Source organism: Microcoleus sp. Pol12B5 (assembly GCF_036701335.1).
Taxonomy (GTDB): domain Bacteria; phylum Cyanobacteriota; class Cyanobacteriia; order Cyanobacteriales; family Microcoleaceae; genus Microcoleus.
This window is the reverse complement of the sequence record NZ_JAUBQQ010000099.1, coordinates 1-15,793: the sequence shown is the minus strand read 5'-3', so window position 1 is coordinate 15,793 and position 15,793 is coordinate 1. Positions and strand designations below refer to the sequence as shown.

General features: G+C 44.6%; 15 protein-coding genes. 11 read left to right on the top strand and 4 right to left on the bottom strand.

Going from position 1 to position 15,793, the window contains the following annotated elements; genetic code table 11:
- Positions 1 to 206: 206 nt before the first annotated feature.
- Positions 207 to 3,719 (bottom strand): HEAT repeat domain-containing protein, encoded by a 3,513-nt coding sequence (locus tag QUA24_RS25270; protein ID WP_333233004.1) that lies wholly within the window; start codon positions 3,717 to 3,719, stop codon positions 207 to 209.
- A 523-nt stretch (positions 3,720 to 4,242) separates the two neighbouring features.
- Here QUA24_RS25270 and gor point away from each other — a divergent pair.
- The 7 genes from gor (at position 4,243) to QUA24_RS25235 (ending at position 9,918) form a co-directional block, all read left to right on the top strand.
- The gene (gene gor, locus QUA24_RS25265) at positions 4,243 to 5,586 is read left to right on the top strand and encodes a glutathione-disulfide reductase (protein WP_333233003.1); all 1,344 of its coding nucleotides are present in this window, start codon (positions 4,243 to 4,245) and stop codon (positions 5,584 to 5,586) included.
- 184 nt (positions 5,587 to 5,770) lie between these two features.
- A complete protein-coding gene (locus QUA24_RS25260) occupies positions 5,771 to 6,307 on the top strand; it encodes an opioid growth factor receptor-related protein (RefSeq protein WP_333233001.1) in 537 nt (178 codons plus the stop codon).
- Between the two features lie 284 nt (positions 6,308 to 6,591).
- Positions 6,592 to 7,182 (top strand): sigma-70 family RNA polymerase sigma factor, encoded by a 591-nt coding sequence (locus QUA24_RS25255; RefSeq protein WP_333233005.1) that lies wholly within the window; start codon positions 6,592 to 6,594, stop codon positions 7,180 to 7,182.
- Positions 7,179 to 7,625 carry a hypothetical protein gene (locus QUA24_RS25250; RefSeq protein ID WP_333232999.1) on the top strand — a complete coding sequence of 149 codons (447 nt, stop codon included), beginning with the start codon at positions 7,179 to 7,181 and terminating at the stop codon, positions 7,623 to 7,625. The genes QUA24_RS25255 and QUA24_RS25250 overlap by 4 nt, the downstream gene beginning before the upstream one ends.
- 19 nt (positions 7,626 to 7,644) lie before the next feature.
- Entirely contained in the window at positions 7,645 to 8,130 is a 486-nt protein-coding gene (locus tag QUA24_RS25245) for a Spy/CpxP family protein refolding chaperone (protein ID WP_333232997.1), read from the top strand.
- A 355-nt stretch (positions 8,131 to 8,485) separates the two neighbouring features.
- Positions 8,486 to 9,178, top strand: coding sequence for a YqiA/YcfP family alpha/beta fold hydrolase (locus QUA24_RS25240; RefSeq protein WP_333232995.1), 693 nt, complete (start codon positions 8,486 to 8,488; stop codon positions 9,176 to 9,178).
- Between the two features lie 32 nt (positions 9,179 to 9,210).
- Positions 9,211 to 9,918, top strand: a complete 708-nt coding sequence (locus QUA24_RS25235; protein ID WP_333232993.1) for an ROK family protein — start codon at positions 9,211 to 9,213, stop codon at positions 9,916 to 9,918.
- Positions 9,919 to 10,077: 159 nt separating this feature from the next.
- Here the strand turns inward: QUA24_RS25235 and QUA24_RS25230 are convergent, their stop codons facing one another.
- On the bottom strand, positions 10,078 to 10,362 hold the full coding sequence (locus QUA24_RS25230) for a WGxxGxxG family protein (RefSeq protein WP_333214925.1): 285 nt from the start codon (positions 10,360 to 10,362) through the stop codon (positions 10,078 to 10,080).
- Positions 10,363 to 10,545: 183 nt separating this feature from the next.
- Here QUA24_RS25230 and QUA24_RS25225 point away from each other — a divergent pair, with 183 nt between their 5' ends.
- Positions 10,546 to 11,718, top strand: a complete 1,173-nt coding sequence (locus QUA24_RS25225) for a histidinol-phosphate transaminase (protein ID WP_333232991.1) — start codon at positions 10,546 to 10,548, stop codon at positions 11,716 to 11,718.
- Positions 11,719 to 11,771: 53 nt separating this feature from the next.
- Positions 11,772 to 12,167, top strand: coding sequence for a VOC family protein (locus tag QUA24_RS25220; protein WP_333232989.1), 396 nt, complete (start codon positions 11,772 to 11,774; stop codon positions 12,165 to 12,167).
- A gap of 33 nt (positions 12,168 to 12,200) precedes the next feature.
- Here the strand turns inward: QUA24_RS25220 and QUA24_RS25215 are convergent, their stop codons facing one another.
- Positions 12,201 to 12,779, bottom strand: coding sequence for a hypothetical protein (locus tag QUA24_RS25215; RefSeq protein WP_333232987.1), 579 nt, complete (start codon positions 12,777 to 12,779; stop codon positions 12,201 to 12,203).
- A 58-nt stretch (positions 12,780 to 12,837) separates the two neighbouring features.
- Between QUA24_RS25215 and QUA24_RS25210 the strand changes: the two genes are divergently transcribed.
- Positions 12,838 to 13,263 carry a DUF2358 domain-containing protein gene (locus QUA24_RS25210; RefSeq protein WP_333199006.1) on the top strand — a complete coding sequence of 142 codons (426 nt, stop codon included), beginning with the start codon at positions 12,838 to 12,840 and terminating at the stop codon, positions 13,261 to 13,263.
- Between the two features lie 165 nt (positions 13,264 to 13,428).
- Positions 13,429 to 13,842 (top strand): fasciclin domain-containing protein, encoded by a 414-nt coding sequence (locus QUA24_RS25205; protein ID WP_333107900.1) that lies wholly within the window; start codon positions 13,429 to 13,431, stop codon positions 13,840 to 13,842.
- A gap of 188 nt (positions 13,843 to 14,030) precedes the next feature.
- Here QUA24_RS25205 and QUA24_RS25200 read toward each other — a convergent pair whose 3' ends face one another.
- Positions 14,031 to 15,497, bottom strand: a complete 1,467-nt coding sequence (locus QUA24_RS25200; RefSeq protein WP_333232985.1) for an alpha-amylase family glycosyl hydrolase — start codon at positions 15,495 to 15,497, stop codon at positions 14,031 to 14,033.
- Positions 15,498 to 15,793 lie beyond the last annotated feature (296 nt).

The following is a 15,793-nucleotide window of genomic DNA, read 5'->3' as shown; positions in this document are numbered from 1 at the left end:
CAGTTCTTGTTTTCTTGACCCGATCTTAGATTCTTCGGATTCCTTTTGTCAAGCATGATTGAGACGCTCTTACCCTGCCTCCGAGAGTTGAAAGTTGATAATGCTGTGGGGAGTGTGACCGTCGCCAAAAATTCAACTATTTCTGCATAAGCTTTGGGGATATTAGTAGCTACAGTCATATTTTATTTCTGCTTTTTGTGTTTCTATCAAAGATTCTGTAATTGGGTCAACTTTTTCTGGGCAAACTTGCGGACTTTTTCATCTGGATCGTTGGCAAATCGATCGCGAAGTATTTCTAAAGTTTTTGGGCAATCGGGGTACTGCTTTAGCATTATTTCAAGTGCTGTTTTCCGGGGGTTATCTTGAGATTTGTACAGGCTTTCAAAAGGATGGTTGATAGCAATATCGAGCAACCATTCAAATATCCCTGGTTCATCTTTCCACTCCCCTGCTAATTCTTGTACTGCTGAATATCGCACATTCCAACTATCATCAAATTCAGCAAGTTGTTTGAGAATAGGTAAGGTTTCCGGGTCCTCTTCCCACCCCAGTGCTAATTCTTGGACTGCTGCTTGTCGCACAGCCGAATTCTCATCAGATTGAGCCAGTTGTTTGAGCCACGGTAAGGTTTCTGGGTCATGTCTCCATCCCCGTGCTAATTCTTGGACTGCTGCTTGTCGCACATCCCCATGATCATCAAATTGAACTCGTTGTTTGAGGATAGGTAAGGTTTCTGGGTCATCTTTCCACCCCCGTGCTAATCCTTGGACTGCTGCTTGTCGCACATCCCCATGATCATCAAATTGAGCTCGTTGTTTGAGGATAGGCAAGGTTTCCGGGTCATCTTTCCACACTTGTGCTAATTCTGGGACTGCTGCATATCGCACATACCAATTATCATCAGATTGAGCCATTTGTTTGATCCAAGATAAGGTTTCCGGGTCATCTTTCCACCCCCATGCTAATTGTTGGACTGCTGCATATTGCCCAGGAAAATTATCATCAGATTGAACCAGTTGTTTGAGCCACTGTAAGGTTTCCGGGTCATCTTTCCACTCCCGTGCTAATTCTCCGACGGCTGCAAGTTGTGCAGTAACATTATCATCAAATTGAGCCACTTTTTTGAGAAACAGTAAGGTTTCCGGGTCATCTTTCCACCCCCGTGCTAATTCGGGAATTGCTGCAAATTGCACAGTATCATTATCCTCAGATTGAGCCAGTTGTTTGAGAAAAGGTAAGGTTGCCGGGTCATCTTTCCACCGCCGTGCTAATTCTTGGACTGCGGCATTTCGCACATACCAATCATCATCAGATTGAGCCAGTTGTTTGAGCCAATGTAAGGTTTCTGGATCATCTTTCCACCCCCGTGCTAATTCTTGGAGTGCTGCACGTCGCACATCTGAATCCTCATCAAATTGAGCCTGTTGTTTAAGCCAAGGTAAGGTTTTTGCGTCATCTTTCCAAGTGTAGGCGATCGCACTTACTACTTGAGTGCGAATTTCAGCAACTAGCGTTCCCTCTTCTTCATCAGCCTCATAATAATAATTGAGATCGTACTTGGTTAACTCTTTTAAGCGTTCAAGCAATTGACCCTCAACCGCAACAATCTCTTTTCTCTCCCTTACCTCATCCAAACACTTCGCCGCCAAAAACAGATTGCTGAAGTTTTTGGCTTCCCCCTCCTGTTCAATCAAAAACTCAATTAATTTCCCGGTAAACTTTCCAGCAATCAATCCCGCAATCAAGCACAAAACTTCCTGCCAAGATTCATCATCCCAGTGCTTGCCAAAAACATCGGTTTTCAACTCCTCCAGTGAAATTTCTTGTGTCTTCTGAAACCTTTCCACCACCTCCGACGCACAGAAATATTCCAAAAAAGTTCGATGCACAAAGCCATAAGTATCCGCACCCAAATAACATAAAATAAAGTTGCGAGTTCGCAGTTGGTTAATTATCAACTTTGCCCGCTCTTTCGGTCGATCGAAATCTTTATTCTTCAGATATGCTGTGAGGATATTCTCCAAATCTTCCGCACTAATAATATTGCCAGCCAACCCTTCAGGTGCTGCTTGCATTTTGTAAGCGACTCGCCGCAGCATTTCTTGCTTATCTTTAGCATCAATAGTTTTGGGATCGAGCCTGCTATCCTCTACTAAAGACCTTTCCACATCCCATTGATAAAGCAATACCCGCGATGCTTGATTGTAAAGTTCCGCCCTGTCTCTCGGCAATTCTTGCCCGCGATTTAAAATCGCCATAATCGTCAACAATAACGGATTACCCGCTAAATCTCGAATCGTTGATGAATACGTTAGTGCTCTTTTCATGCGCTCACTAATCCGCGCTTTTTCCACAGCCTCAGTAAAAGTTAATTCGTGCCAGCGACGAACAAAATCCTGAATTTGTTCCGCATTCAAATCTTGGAGAATGAAGTGATGAAACTCTGCATCTTGCAACCGTTGAGGTTTGTAACCAATAATCCGAGACGTGACAATCACTCGCACGCCGGGATACTCATTGGTAAACCGATGAATCGCTGTAATTACATCTTCTCGTTTGCCGGGGTCGAAAATTTCATCTAACCCGTCGAACATCACCACAGCATCGCCTGCTTTAAGCTGTTCCTGCAATTGATGCTGATTCAAGTGACAAATGGAACCCGGACTTTGATGGAAAAATTCGAGGAAATTTTTGCAATGTCCTGATTCCCCGCTGCGAATGTAAGTCCGCAATTCTATTAGCAGCGGAATCGGCAGAGATGTCAGGGTATTTAAGGGCGATCGCGCCCAGTTTAATGCTAAATATTGTAACAGAGTAGACTTGCCAGAACCCGGATCGCCTAAAATAACAATGTAGGGATACTTTTGCTTGTCATTGATAACATCTAACACCGATACGATCGGCTGAAAAAAATAACCGCGCCGATAGTTCTCTAAATTTTCTAGATCGATCGCGTCTAATTGATTGCTGTCTTGCAGCCGCCGTTGATGTTCTTTAGGAATTTCGTAAGCTTGGGGCAGAAATGATTCGTAAATCGATCGCACATCTTGGAAAATAAAGATTTGCCAAACCTTCAGCTTTTCGCGATAATCGTAGGTATTGGGATCGACGCTGCTTAAATTGAGATTGCTGTAACGCTCGCACAGAGCTTCTTGATATTGCCTCAAGTCAAAATCGGGGATAATCCCCGCCGTTTCTTGAGTATTTTTCTGAATGCTATCCAGATTTTGAGCCGTCAAGATATCGCGCAACTCTTGTGAGTCAAAGAGAATTTCTTGAACTTCTGCGAGATACTGATTGGCGATCGTTTGCCACTTAAATCTTGCGGGTAAAGGAGTTAAATCTAGTTGATCCCAGGTTTGTTCGAGAAGTTCTGCATCGAGAGATTCGCGATCGCTCTCAAAAGCCTTGCCCAAAATTTGCTTAACAGACTTGTTATTGATAAACTGTTTAACATCTTTAATATACAGCTTTCTTTGCTCTGGGGAAAGTCCGCCAATTTTCAACTGCTGTTCCACCAACTCCAAAAACTTTTTGATGGCTTTGCCCGCTGCGACTTTTCGCGGGTCTTTTTCGCCTAATAAGACGTTTTTCAGGGAATCTTTAAAAAAATCTTTAGCAAAATCCTTCGCGCCGTCTTTGATCAAGTCTTCTAAGATGGGTTGGACGAGAATGCCAACTCCTTGCGTCACTCCCCAGATCACCAGCCAATCGATCATAAAGCTAGCCCGAGAATTAATTTATGTTTATAATATAGCAATTATCAAGGATTGATGAAATTCTCAAAAGCTGTAGGGTAATCTCCCGTGATTGCCCCGATAGGTTAGGGTAGTATCAGTTTTCTATCGCTGCGCTGTGATTAGCCCCGATCCAGCCTGATTGTTGCCCCCTACTACCCCTTAAAAATCCCGAAAAGCATCAAAGTTGCGCTTTTTTACAGGGATTTACGGGAGTTCGACTCGGCTATAACGAGCGATCGACAATTAGCTCTTTTATTCTTGGCGGCGGCTCGAAAATAGTTACATTTTTATATGTTTCTTGTCGAGCGCTTGTGCTATACTCTAATAATGGGAGTGTGAGCATTTTTTAAATTAACGCACAGATTCCTATTATTAAATAATACCCGATTGATCGCAAAAAGTAAAGTAGTTTACCCCAAAAAAAACAAAAATTTTTTGAGATATCATTAAAAAAAGTAAAGCGTAAAATTGGTAAGTGGGCGATAAGAAGGTACAGACAATTATGACATACGACTACGACTTGTTTGTGATAGGTGCGGGTTCCGGCGGATTAGCGAGTTCCAAGCGAGCAGCATCCTACGGCGCAAAAGTGGCGATCGCCGAAAATGACTTAGTAGGCGGAACCTGCGTAATTCGCGGCTGTGTCCCGAAAAAGCTCATGGTGTACGCTTCAACATTTTCGCACCTTTATGAAGATGCGGTGGGTTACGGTTGGAGTCCAGTAGAAAGCAGCTTTGATTGGGAAAAACTCGTCACCACGGTAGACGCAGAAGTGCGCCGACTCAGTAAACTGCATATCAGCTTCCTCGAAAAAGCCGGAGTCGAATTAATCTCAGGATACGCCAAATTTATTGACCCCCATACCGTCGAAGTTGGTGACAAAAAATTTACCGCCGCCAAAATCTTAATAGCCGTCGGCGGAGAAGCCAGAAGAGTCCCAATTCCCGGCATCGAACACGCGATAACCTCCCGCGAAATCTTCCTGCAAAAAGAGCAGCCAAAACGGTTGGCAATTTGGGGTGGCGGCTACATCGGCGTCGAATTTGCTTGCATTATGAACGGGTTGGGAAGCAAAGTAACTCAAATCATCCGCAGCGACTTAATTTTGAACGACTTCGACACAGAAATTCGCACCAACGTGCAAGAAGGAATGATTAAGCACGGAATAGACATTTTGACAGAAAGCTCGATCAACCACATTGAGAAAACCCCAGAAGGCTTAGAATTAACTTTGTCGGGGAAATCCGAAGGAACGCTCATAGTAGACACGCTGTTGTGCGCTACCGGGCGCTTGCCGAACTTGGAAAAATTGGCTTTAGAAAATGCGGGAGTAGAAATCGATAAATCTGCGATCGCAGTCACCAAAGACAGCCGCACCAGCCAGCCGCACATTTTTGCAGTCGGAGATTGCACCAACCGCATCAATTTAACGCCAATTGCGATCGCTGAAGGACGCGCTTTTGCAGATACTGAATTTGGCAACAATCCGAGAGCAATTACTCACGAAAATGTCCCGTCAGCGGTATTTTCCCAGCCGGAAGCGGCTACAGTCGGCTTAACAGAAAGCCAAGCCAGAGAAAAGTTTCCCGAGTCAATTAAGTGCTACACAGCCAAGTTTCGGCCGATGTTTCATTCTTTGACAGGTGCAGATGAGAAAACTTTTGTCAAGTTAATCGTTGAGACTAATACTGACCGAGTTTTGGGCGTGCACATGGTTGGAAAAGACGCGGGCGAGATTATTCAAGGAATGGCGATCGCTGTTAATATGGGAGCTACGAAGAAAGACTTCGACGCGACTATTGGCATTCACCCATCGACTGCGGAAGAGTTTGTGACTCTGCGGTAAACAAGGCGAAGTAGCCAGAGACTTAAGTCTCTGGCTAATAGCTACAGTCGGTTAAAACTGACTCAAGAAAACTATTTTGAAAAACAGGCATGATGCCTTTTCCACACAAAAATTAAATTTTCTGGTTGTGGGGTGGGCGTCCCGCCCGCCCAAAAATACAATTTAGATACACCACAACTTATTAATGAGTGATTCAACCAAACAAAACACAATTTTAGCATTCTATCTCGGTCAGCAGCCTGATTCACAAGACCGGGCGATCGAGGATATTTGGTCGTGGGACTACCAGAAGCTGGAATCCGTGCACAATTACATTCAATGGCTGTTTCCGCTGAGAGAAAAGAGTCGCTTTAATTCCAGTGCTCCAACTTTAAATGATGAGGTAATTCAAGCTTTTAGAACAAGTGAAGAGTTGAAAAATCGCTTACTCCATTCGTTCAATGTCATGCTGGCGTTTTACGGGTTGGAATGCCGCGCCGGCAAAAACGCTGAAATTGTAATTGCCAAATCCGAGGAATATTTGTCAAGAAAAAGAGAGTGGATTGAACAATTTAATCACAACTACCTGCGGCAGACTAGGATTCTCACAAGTTTGACAGAGTTGGGATTGAAAAATTACGCTTTAGCTCTTTTAAAATGTTTAGATGAGATTTATAACGAAGAAAAAGCAAGTATTAGTTTAGAAACTTATACTTATTGGAAAAATGCTGTAAATAGTTAGAACCGATATTGGGGAATGGTCGCTATAGTCAACCCTACGGCCGACAAGAAAACTTAATTTTTGTGGAACAGGTCGGAGTGCCTGTTACGGGCGGGCTAGAACCCCACCCCACAAGAAGATTAAATTTTTGTGGAACAGGCCGAAGTGCCTTTTGCTGACATTGGTGCAGCTTTCCACCCCAAGCGGATTCATGCTGAAAATAAAATTTTAAATTATTTGAACCTTTTTCGCGATCGTCCTGTCTAAACACTTCAGATAACGAACTGGTGGGGGAGACTTCACAGGTGTTAGCTGTGTCAGCCAATGTTTTAATCGATGACTGTTCCGACTCGGACTTAGTTGCTCAATGTTTAAAGGGCGATCGCACTTGCTTTCGCTACCTTTACAAACGCTACCAACACAAAGTCAGGTCAACCCTTTACCAACTCTGCGGCCCCTCGCTTCTTGACGATTTAGCACAAGAAGTATTCCTGCGAGTCTGGAAAGGATTGCCCAAACTCAAGCACCAGGAAAACTTTTCTACTTGGCTTTATCGAATCACTTGGAATGTGGCTTCCGACCAAAGACAAGCATTTGCTAAACAGCATTCTTTTGACTCCCAACTCAAAAATCAAGAAACAATGGAGCGGGTTATTCTCAAAGATAACACATCGGACTTGATGCAGTTGCACTATCAAGATTTAGTGCAGCGGGGACTGGAGCAATTGAGCTTTGAACACCGCAGCGTTTTGGTCCTGCACGACTTAGAAGACATCCCGCAAAAAGAAGTAGCCCAAATTTTGGGACTGCCTGCGGGAACCGTCAAATCTCGCGTGTTTTATGCCCGAAATGCTGTGCGGCAATTTTTGCAAAAAGAAGGTGTCAGCGAGCTATGAATAACCCAAGCAGCGACCAAGAGTTAGTTAATTTCTTGAAGCGACATCGCCCCAATATTCCTGAAGCTGTACCAGATTTAGAGCAAAAAATTCTAGCAGCAATCGAAAGTAATCAGGCAAGTGTTTTTCATGAAAGCCACCGCAAAAAAACGCGATTAAGTGCCTCAGCTAAGTCTGAAGACAGGTTAAAAATATCCTCTGTTTCTAAGTGGGCTTTATCGTCTGCGATTGCTACTAGCCTGCTATTTTTTTGGTCTGGTTACCGTCCGTTTGAGACTGCACAATTGCCAGATAAGGAAACAGCTCAGTTAGAAGCATTTTTAGTTACTAACTGGGAGGGTGTACTCCATGATTCTTCCCAAGAAAGTATGACCGATCGCTCACAAACAGACTGGTTGACTTTCAGCGCGGGTGCTGACAGTGAACCGCCAACAAATAAGTAATATCAAAGAGGCAATTTTCATGTCAATTCGTCGTATATCTGCCCTAGCCGTTTTAATGCTGACTCTCGGTAGCACAGCCGCAGCAATAGCAGTTCCTAATCCCCTAGAACCGGAAACACTTGCACAAAATCAGCGACCAAATCGACCTGCTGGCAAGGAAGGTGGGATGTTCGAGAAACTGAATTTAAGCGCAGACCAAAAGCAGCAAATGCAGGCAGTTCGCGATCGGTACAAAGACCAAGTTTCCCAGCGGATGCAAGCAGTTCGCCAAGCCAGACAAGAATTGGAAACGATGATGTCCGGCACGGCAAATGCCAGCGAAATACGCGACAAACACCGTCAAATAATCGGATTGAGGCAGCAGTTGGAAGAGGTGCAGTTTGAAATAACACTTGCAATGCGAGAAGTGCTCACTGCAGAACAGCGCAGCCAATTAGCTCAACTGATGCAGCAGCGCCGACAAACTGTTAGAAATAGGATGCAAAACGGTCAAAAACCCCAGTAATTGACGAGTAGTTTTGAGTGAATCGCAGGGTGTTCAGTACGCACTCTCCGATTCATTGTAAGCAGGTATAAATCCAATAAAGACAGACAGCGATAAACGCAGATTTTATGTAATATATCCCATTGCTTGATTTCTTCGCCAAAGCATTATAAAAAAATCCCAACCATTTCAAGTAGATGCAAGTGCTTTATTTTGTTAAACACCGACTAAAAGCACATAGTTTAAATCCCTGCAACTCCTTAATCTCTTCCGAATATCAGTATATATTTTCTTTGACTTAGTGTTTAAAGTTTTTTAGTTAATAACTCATATTAAGTTAAAATAATGAGTTGGGAAGTCTCATAAAATTTTCTGGATGAATCTACAGAACGATTCGAGTTACATTTATTTACACGGCTTTGCTTCAAGTCCCGATTCAGCTAAGGCTAAATATTTCCGAGATCGCTTTTCTAACGTAGGAATTGACCTAAAAACTCCCGATCTCAATCAAAAGGATTTTTCGGGGCTCACTCTCACTCGCCAATTAAACCAAATAGAAACAGACTTTTTGTCAACCGAATCCTCCCCATATCCCACAGAAAATCTAAAAAATATAGGGGGAATCACCATAATTGGGTCTAGTTTTGGGGGACTGACAGCGGCTTGGTTGGCCCAGCGACAATTGTCAGTAAAGCAAATAGTTTTGTTAGCACCGGCTTTTGACTTTATCTCCCACTGGCTGCCACTGTTAGGACAGCAACAGTTAGAAAAGTGGCAGTCGGAGAAATATTTCCCCGTTTACCACTACGGCGAACAGCGTTATCTGCCACTGAATTATCAGTTTTTGGCAGATATGGCTCAATACCCTGAACAAAAATTAATGCGTTCACTGCCTACGTTAATTCTTCACGGCAAGCATGATACAATAATACCGATTCAAGCTAGCAGAAATTTTGCCGCTAACCGTCCCTGGGTGCAATTAATCGAATTAGAAGACGATCATTCTTTGGGAAATGTCCTAGCGGAAATGTGGGAAGCGATTCAAAACTTTTGCCAATTCACAAATTAAAATTTGACCAACTTGCAAGTCTTAACACTCAAATGACTGAACAAGATCGATCGACTCGCACCTTAGCCGTTGACATTGGCGGAAGTGGCATCAAAGTTATGGTGTTGGACAATGAAGGCGAACCCCAAACGGAACGCAGCCGTTTAGAAACGCCTCAACCACCGAAACCGGAACCCGTACTAGAGGCGATCGCCTCTTTAGCAAGCGGACAAGGGGAATTTGACCGAGTATCCGTCGGTTTTCCAGGTGTCGTGCGTCTAGGCATCATCAAAACCGCAGTGAATTTAGATCCGTCTTGGATAGATTTTGACCTAGAAACTACCCTCAAAGATCGCTTGGGAAAACCTGTGCGAGTGGCTAACGATGCCGATATTCAAGGATTGGGAGCAATTGCGGGGACGGGGGTAGAATTAGTAATTACCCTTGGCACCGGTTTTGGTTCTGCCTTATTTGTCGATGGTATGTTGGTTCCTAATCTAGAATTAGGACATCACCCGTTTCGCAAAGGGGAAACTTACGAACAGCAATTAGGGCGATCGGCATTAGATACAGTCGGTTCCAAAAGATGGAATCGCCGTTTGGAAAAAGCGCTCACCTCTCTGCAAAATCTCTTTAACTGCGATCGCATTTACATCGGCGGCGGCAATACTAAAAAGATTGCTGTTGAGTTACCGCCGCAGGTTAAAATAGTACCAAATGTGAGCGGTTTATTGGGCGGGATTGCTTTGTGGCGTGATTGAATAAACAAACTTTGTGGTCAAAATACCCATAAATATCAAAGAAACCGGATTTGTTACTCGGATTAAAGGCAATAATCCAGTCTTTCGGTAAAAAACCCGGTTTCTGAATCCACGACGGTTGATTTGGTTTTTTGGCTGGTGCGATGGCCGTTTAAAAAATTATTCGCCCATCGGATCGCGGTAGCGTTTGGGTTCATCCTTGCGAAACAGATTCGCCAAACCGAGGATGCCCAACAAACCCAAAGCACCCCAATGATTGTTGTCTTCCTTGCTTTCTTGAAAGGGAGTTCTGTCTAGAACAACTCCATTAGACTCAGTATTGTTCTGTGCCGGAGCTGATTCGGTTTGAGCTGAAGCAGGCATCGCTGAAGGGAGAACAGCCAAACTCAAAGCTATGATGGTAGCGGCGGCATTTTTAGATAGATCGGAAGGCTTGACTTTCATACTTGGTTTCCACATATTAGCAGTTACTTTCTAAGAATAATCAATTGGCTACAGCCGACGCATCAATCGATCGACAGAAACTAAATCCCGCATCTCCTCTTGCTTTCGAGATAGAACAAGCTCTATGCTAAGTTCAGATGCTTCTAAGCAGATTATCTAAAATAAAAAGTCGTAAACTATACCATGCTTCCCTTTATCCGAAAAGATTTAGCCGAACTTACCGCATACACCCCCCATCCGGGCGGCACATCAGGAGAACCAGCACACTCCGAAAGTGCGATCGATCGCCTCGATACCAATGAATGCCCCTACGACTTGCCAGAAGAATTAAAAAAAAAGCTAGCTTGGACTTACCAGCAGTTAATTGAGACAAATCGCTATCCCGACGGAGGCCACGCAGCGCTCAAAGAGGCGATCGCCCAATACGTCAATGAATCAATCACAATCCCCCCGCTAGGGGGGGTTACACTGCCAAAAACCGCGATTACAGCCGACAATATTTCTGTGGGCAACGGTTCCGACGAACTAATTAGATCCATCTTAATAGCTACTTGCTTGGGCGGCGCAGGCTCTATTTTCGTTGCGAATCCCACCTTTTCGATGTATGGAATAATCGCCCAAACCCTCGGCATTCCCGTTGTGAGTGTTCAGCGGAAAGAGGAAAATTTTGAAATAGATATCGAGGCTGCTAAAAGGGCGATCAGCCAAAACCAAAATCCCCCCGTGCGCGCCGTCTTTGTCGTTCATCCCAATTCCCCCACAGCCAATGCTTTGACAGCAGATGAAATAGAATGGTTGTCAACTTTACCCGAAGAGATATTAGTAGTAATTGACGAAGCCTATTTTGAATTCAGCCAAAATACTTTAGCAGACCACTTGCACTATCACCCGAATTGGATAATTTTGCGAACATTTTCCAAAGCATTTCGGTTAGCATCAATGAGAGTCGGATATGCGATCGCCCATCCTGAACTCGCAGCCACCTTAGAAAAAATCCGTCTCCCCTACAACCTTCCCAGTTTCTCGCAAACCGCAGCCGAGTTAGCCCTAGCGCAGCGGCAGTTATTGCTAGCAACCATTCCCGAAACTCTATCAGAAAGAGCAAAATTAATTGCAGCGCTAACTCAGCATCAAAAATTGCAAGTTTGGCCGAGTGCGGCTAACTTCGTTTACCTGCGGGTGAAAGCTGGCGATGGCGAATCTCCTGAACAGGAACACAAACAAATCATGCAGCAGCTAAAAGATCGCGGTACTTTAATTCGGCATACTGGAGGAGGTTTGCGAATTACGGTGGGCAGTCCCGAGGAAAATCAGCGAACAGTCGATCGAATAGGAGAAATTTTTGACAACTCATAATATTCGGTATCCAGTTTCTGCTTAACACCAAAATAACTTTGGAGAAGGTATATATGCTTCAAGGAAAGGTTTTACGGGTTGCTCGTCCAACGGATTGCCTCGATCGAGTTGTTCATTTCTACACAGAGGGTTTAGGGCTGCAAATCCTCGATCGTTTTGAAAACCATGAAGGTTTTGACGGAGTAATGGTTGGAATGCCAGGAGAAAGCCACCACTTTGAATTCATCCATCAACGGGGACATATTGTAGGTGGCGCTCCAACTCAAGACAATCTTATCGTCTTTTACCTTCCTAACCAACAAGAATGGCAGCAGGCTGTTGAGCGAATGAAAGCAAGTGGATTTGATCCTGTAAACTCCTACAATCCCTACTGGGACAAAGATGGAGTTACATTTGAAGACCCAGATGGCTATCGAGTCGTTTTGCAGAATGCCGAGTGGAGCTTGTAGCAGCGCATCGCACCATAAGGTATCTACACCAATTTATAACTGAGCATTTTCTTGTCGCGCCGCCCGAATGGTTTGGGGAAATACGCCTACTAAAAGTGCCAAAGCTTCATCGGGAATTTGTGCCACCATTTCCGAATCCAAATATTGTTCAAACTGAGTTAAAACCATTTGTGCGCGTTCTAAAGCTGTAGGCTTTGCCGTTAACTGTTCCATTAACCGCACCCACTGCCGCCGAATTCCAAAAGCTTTCTGTATTTCTTCGGGAGAGTGAGGGCAAACTAAACAAAAATCGCCCACGGGAATCGCCTGCTGAGAGTCAACATCAAAAGCGCCCCCAACGGCAGCCCCAGGCCCGGCAAACTCCGCGTGGAAACGTTTAATCAAAATTAGGCCGTTCCGGCGACGGCTATCTACCATCAACAGCTTGCCGCTGTTGATTTCTGCGAGAATGTCAGAGGAGTAGGGGTGTTCTGTCAAATCTGTGCCAAGGTTTCGATGTCGCAAGTCCGGGTCAGCAGAAAGGCCGAGGCGGACAATATAATTAGAGCTAAGATTAGAGCTGGAGGAAGTATCAATTTTTTGCTCCTCCCGCTGCCGATCGAGATTATTCATTTAAAGTTATAAATTAATACTGTCACAAGGTGGTAGTTTGAGCGCGATCGAATATCAAATGCAGGTAGAACAAGCAGTAGACACCCTGAAAGCGGATCTCCCGACGCTTTTTGAAAAAGACATCTCCTACGACATCTACACAAAAGATGTTTATTTTCAAGACCCTGTTAACAAATTTAAAGGAAAAATCAACTATCGCATTATCTTTTGGACTCTGCGATTTCACGGGCAGCTATTCTTTAACGAGATTTACTTCGACCTGCACGACGTAGGTCAGACAGCCCCTGATACTATTGTGGCAAATTGGACTGTTCGCGGGACACTGCGGGTTCCCTGGAAAGCTCGGATTTTTTTTAACGGCTACTCTACTTATAAACTGGATAAAGACGGCTTAATTTACGAACATATCGACACCTGGGACAGAGAGCCCGGAGAGATTTTAAAGCAGTTTTTCCGCAAGGGGGAGGAGGCGACCCAAGTATAAGCCCACAAGGTCGATCGCGCCGACCCATCAGGGCCGGCAACCGAATTAACTTATAATGGCTAAAATAATCCTCATCCCTCCGATTCATTTTCTGCTATTTGTAAATTGCTAAAATGATTGTCGCCTCTGATTCATTTTCTGATATTTGCACTCCTGAAAAACATCATGGCTGATATTGTCGAGACTGCCACCAATGCCGGCTCTTTCAAAACCCTCGTGACTGTTATTGAAGCGGCTGGTTTGTTAGATTTATTGCAAAGTCCGGGCCCCTACACCGTCTTAGCACCAACTGATGAGGCATTTGCCAAAATTCCTACGAACACTATTACCTCTTGGCTGGAAGACATACCCAAGCTCAAGAAAATTCTGACTTATCACATTCTGTTTGGCGAGGTACTAACTGAGAACTTGCTTGAGTTAAGTTCTGCTGAAACAGTGGAAGGTTCTGTGGTAGGAATTGATACTTCTGACGGACTTAAAGTGAATGATGCTAAAGTTCTCACTTCCAATATTCTTGCCGACAATGGCGTCATCCATATCATTGATGCGGTGCTAATACCAGCATTGGTTGCAGCATAATCAAACTTGCGGCCTCTCTAAATTTAGTAGGGTGCTTATGGGCGCACCTTACATTTTAAACTAGAGAACTTACGCAAGTGTCACACTTAGTAAGGTGGGTCAGATCCCAGCCATCGATCATCCCTCCATAACTTGGTCTGACGCACCCTACAAGTCGATTGGATCGTGACACTTACGTAATTGCTGAACTAATTATCAGAACCTAAAATCAATCCCGATCGCGCCGGCAGCATCAATTCTAAGTGCCGAGTTTCCCCGTCACCTTTCCAAACAAAATCGCCTTTCCCAAACAGCAATTTATCGCGAGGAGATTTCAGATTAGCTGGCTCAAAGCTAATATTAGCTTCTTCGGTCGCGACATTGACAGCAACAACTATTTCCTCATCCCCCAAAATTCGGGCAAAGACGTAAACCGTTCCCTCAGCAAACAGAACTTGGTACGAACCAGTGCGGAGGGCAGCGTATTTGTGCCGCAAAGCTATCAACTGCTTGTGATAATCTAAAACATCAAGTTCCCAGCGAGCTTGTAAGGGAAAACCCCGGCGAGAATCGGGATCGAGAGCACCGGGCAAACCAACTTCATCGCCGTAGTAAATGCTAGGAGCTCCGGGAAAAGTTAACAGCAGCAAAGTTGCGAGTTCGACGCTAGCTTTATCGCCCCCAGCAATTGACAGCAACCGCGCGGTATCGTGACTGGCTAACAAATTAAGTTGAGTTAGCTGTATCTGCCACGGGTACAGTTCCAAAACGTGTTGAATTTTTTCGCCGTACTCTTTAGCAAAAAGCGCCGGATAGGGGTAATAAGAACGACCTTCCAGTTGAGCTAAATCTACCCTGTCGCCCGCTGCAAAAGCAATAGTCGGCGCAGCAAACAGATAATTCATCACCCCGTCAAATTGAGTACCGTCGAGCCATTCTCTCGCATCTTCCCAAACTTCGCCGACAATGTAAGCTTCGGGATTAATTGCTTTAACTCGATCTCGAAATTCCTGCCAAAATCCCGGGGTTTTAATTTCAAAAGGAACGTCCAGCCGCCAGCCGTCGATGCCGAATTTAATCCAATATTCGGCGATTTCCATAATGTATTCTCGCACTTCTGGATTCTCGTGATTGAATTCAGGAAGTGCTCGATTCCCGTCCCAACCGGCATAGTTAGCAGGAAAATTGCCGTCGTAGGCGGATAACGGCCAGCCTTCAATTTTAAACCAATCCACCCAAGGAGAATGCGGGCCGTTTTCGAGGATGTCGTGGAAGAAGAAAAAGCCGCGGCTGGCGTGGTTGAATACGCCGTCGAGGACAACTTTGATATTGCGATCGTGAGCTGCGTCTAGAAGCTCTTTAAAAGCCGGATTGCCACCCAACATCGGATCGACTTGATAGTAGTCGTGGGTGTGGTAGCGGTGATTACAGGCCGACTGAAATATGGGGGTGAAATAAATTGCGTTAATGCCTAAGTCTTCCAAGTAGTCTAGCTCTTCCATCACGCCCCACAAGTCGCCGCCTTTGTAGCCTTGCAGTGTGGGGATTGCGTGCCATTCTTCCCACATGAAGTTTTGCAGCATGCGTTTGCGGGGCTGTTTGCTTTTGGCGAAGCGATCGGGGAATATTTGGTAGAATACCGCGTGTTTAACCCAGTCCGGCGTTTGAATTTGCATACACTTTTTCTAGATTTTACGGGTTAGGCTACAGTAGCAGATGTTTGTTGCGGATCTAGCTTTTGGTAGAGAATAGACCTTTTATCCCATTTGATTGAGCGACAAATTGTAAAATATTACACAAATTTGCAGCCAATCTAAGATGGAAAACTGACTCTACCTAACAATTTATCGTCCCGACGGGCGGCGCTTCTTGAGTGCTGTGGAGTCGCACATACTCTGATAAGTAGCTAGACAAAATTAATTACATAGTTTTCTCCAAATTCTTTCAGGATTTTTTCCACAGAGGTAACAAA

Bases quoted from the DNA above. Each gene is read 5' to 3' on its own strand.
- QUA24_RS25245 (WP_333232997.1), top strand. From the start codon at position 7,645: ATGTCAATTCGTCGTATATCTGCCCTAGCCGTTTTAATGCTGACTCTC.
- QUA24_RS25235 (WP_333232993.1), top strand. From the start codon at position 9,211: ATGACTGAACAAGATCGATCGACTCGCACCTTAGCCGTTGACATTGGC.
- QUA24_RS25250 (WP_333232999.1), top strand. From the start codon at position 7,179: ATGAATAACCCAAGCAGCGACCAAGAGTTAGTTAATTTCTTGAAGCGA.
- QUA24_RS25270 (WP_333233004.1), bottom strand. From the start codon at position 3,719: ATGATCGATTGGCTGGTGATCTGGGGAGTGACGCAAGGAGTTGGCATT.
- QUA24_RS25215 (WP_333232987.1), bottom strand. From the start codon at position 12,779: ATGAATAATCTCGATCGGCAGCGGGAGGAGCAAAAAATTGATACTTCC.
- QUA24_RS25205 (WP_333107900.1), top strand. From the start codon at position 13,429: ATGGCTGATATTGTCGAGACTGCCACCAATGCCGGCTCTTTCAAAACC.
- QUA24_RS25225 (WP_333232991.1), top strand. From the start codon at position 10,546: ATGCTTCCCTTTATCCGAAAAGATTTAGCCGAACTTACCGCATACACC.
- QUA24_RS25260 (WP_333233001.1), top strand. From the start codon at position 5,771: ATGAGTGATTCAACCAAACAAAACACAATTTTAGCATTCTATCTCGGT.
- QUA24_RS25240 (WP_333232995.1), top strand. From the start codon at position 8,486: ATGAATCTACAGAACGATTCGAGTTACATTTATTTACACGGCTTTGCT.
- QUA24_RS25200 (WP_333232985.1), bottom strand. From the start codon at position 15,497: ATGCAAATTCAAACGCCGGACTGGGTTAAACACGCGGTATTCTACCAA.
- gor (WP_333233003.1), top strand. From the start codon at position 4,243: ATGACATACGACTACGACTTGTTTGTGATAGGTGCGGGTTCCGGCGGA.
- QUA24_RS25210 (WP_333199006.1), top strand. From the start codon at position 12,838: ATGCAGGTAGAACAAGCAGTAGACACCCTGAAAGCGGATCTCCCGACG.
- QUA24_RS25220 (WP_333232989.1), top strand. From the start codon at position 11,772: ATGCTTCAAGGAAAGGTTTTACGGGTTGCTCGTCCAACGGATTGCCTC.
- QUA24_RS25230 (WP_333214925.1), bottom strand. From the start codon at position 10,362: ATGAAAGTCAAGCCTTCCGATCTATCTAAAAATGCCGCCGCTACCATC.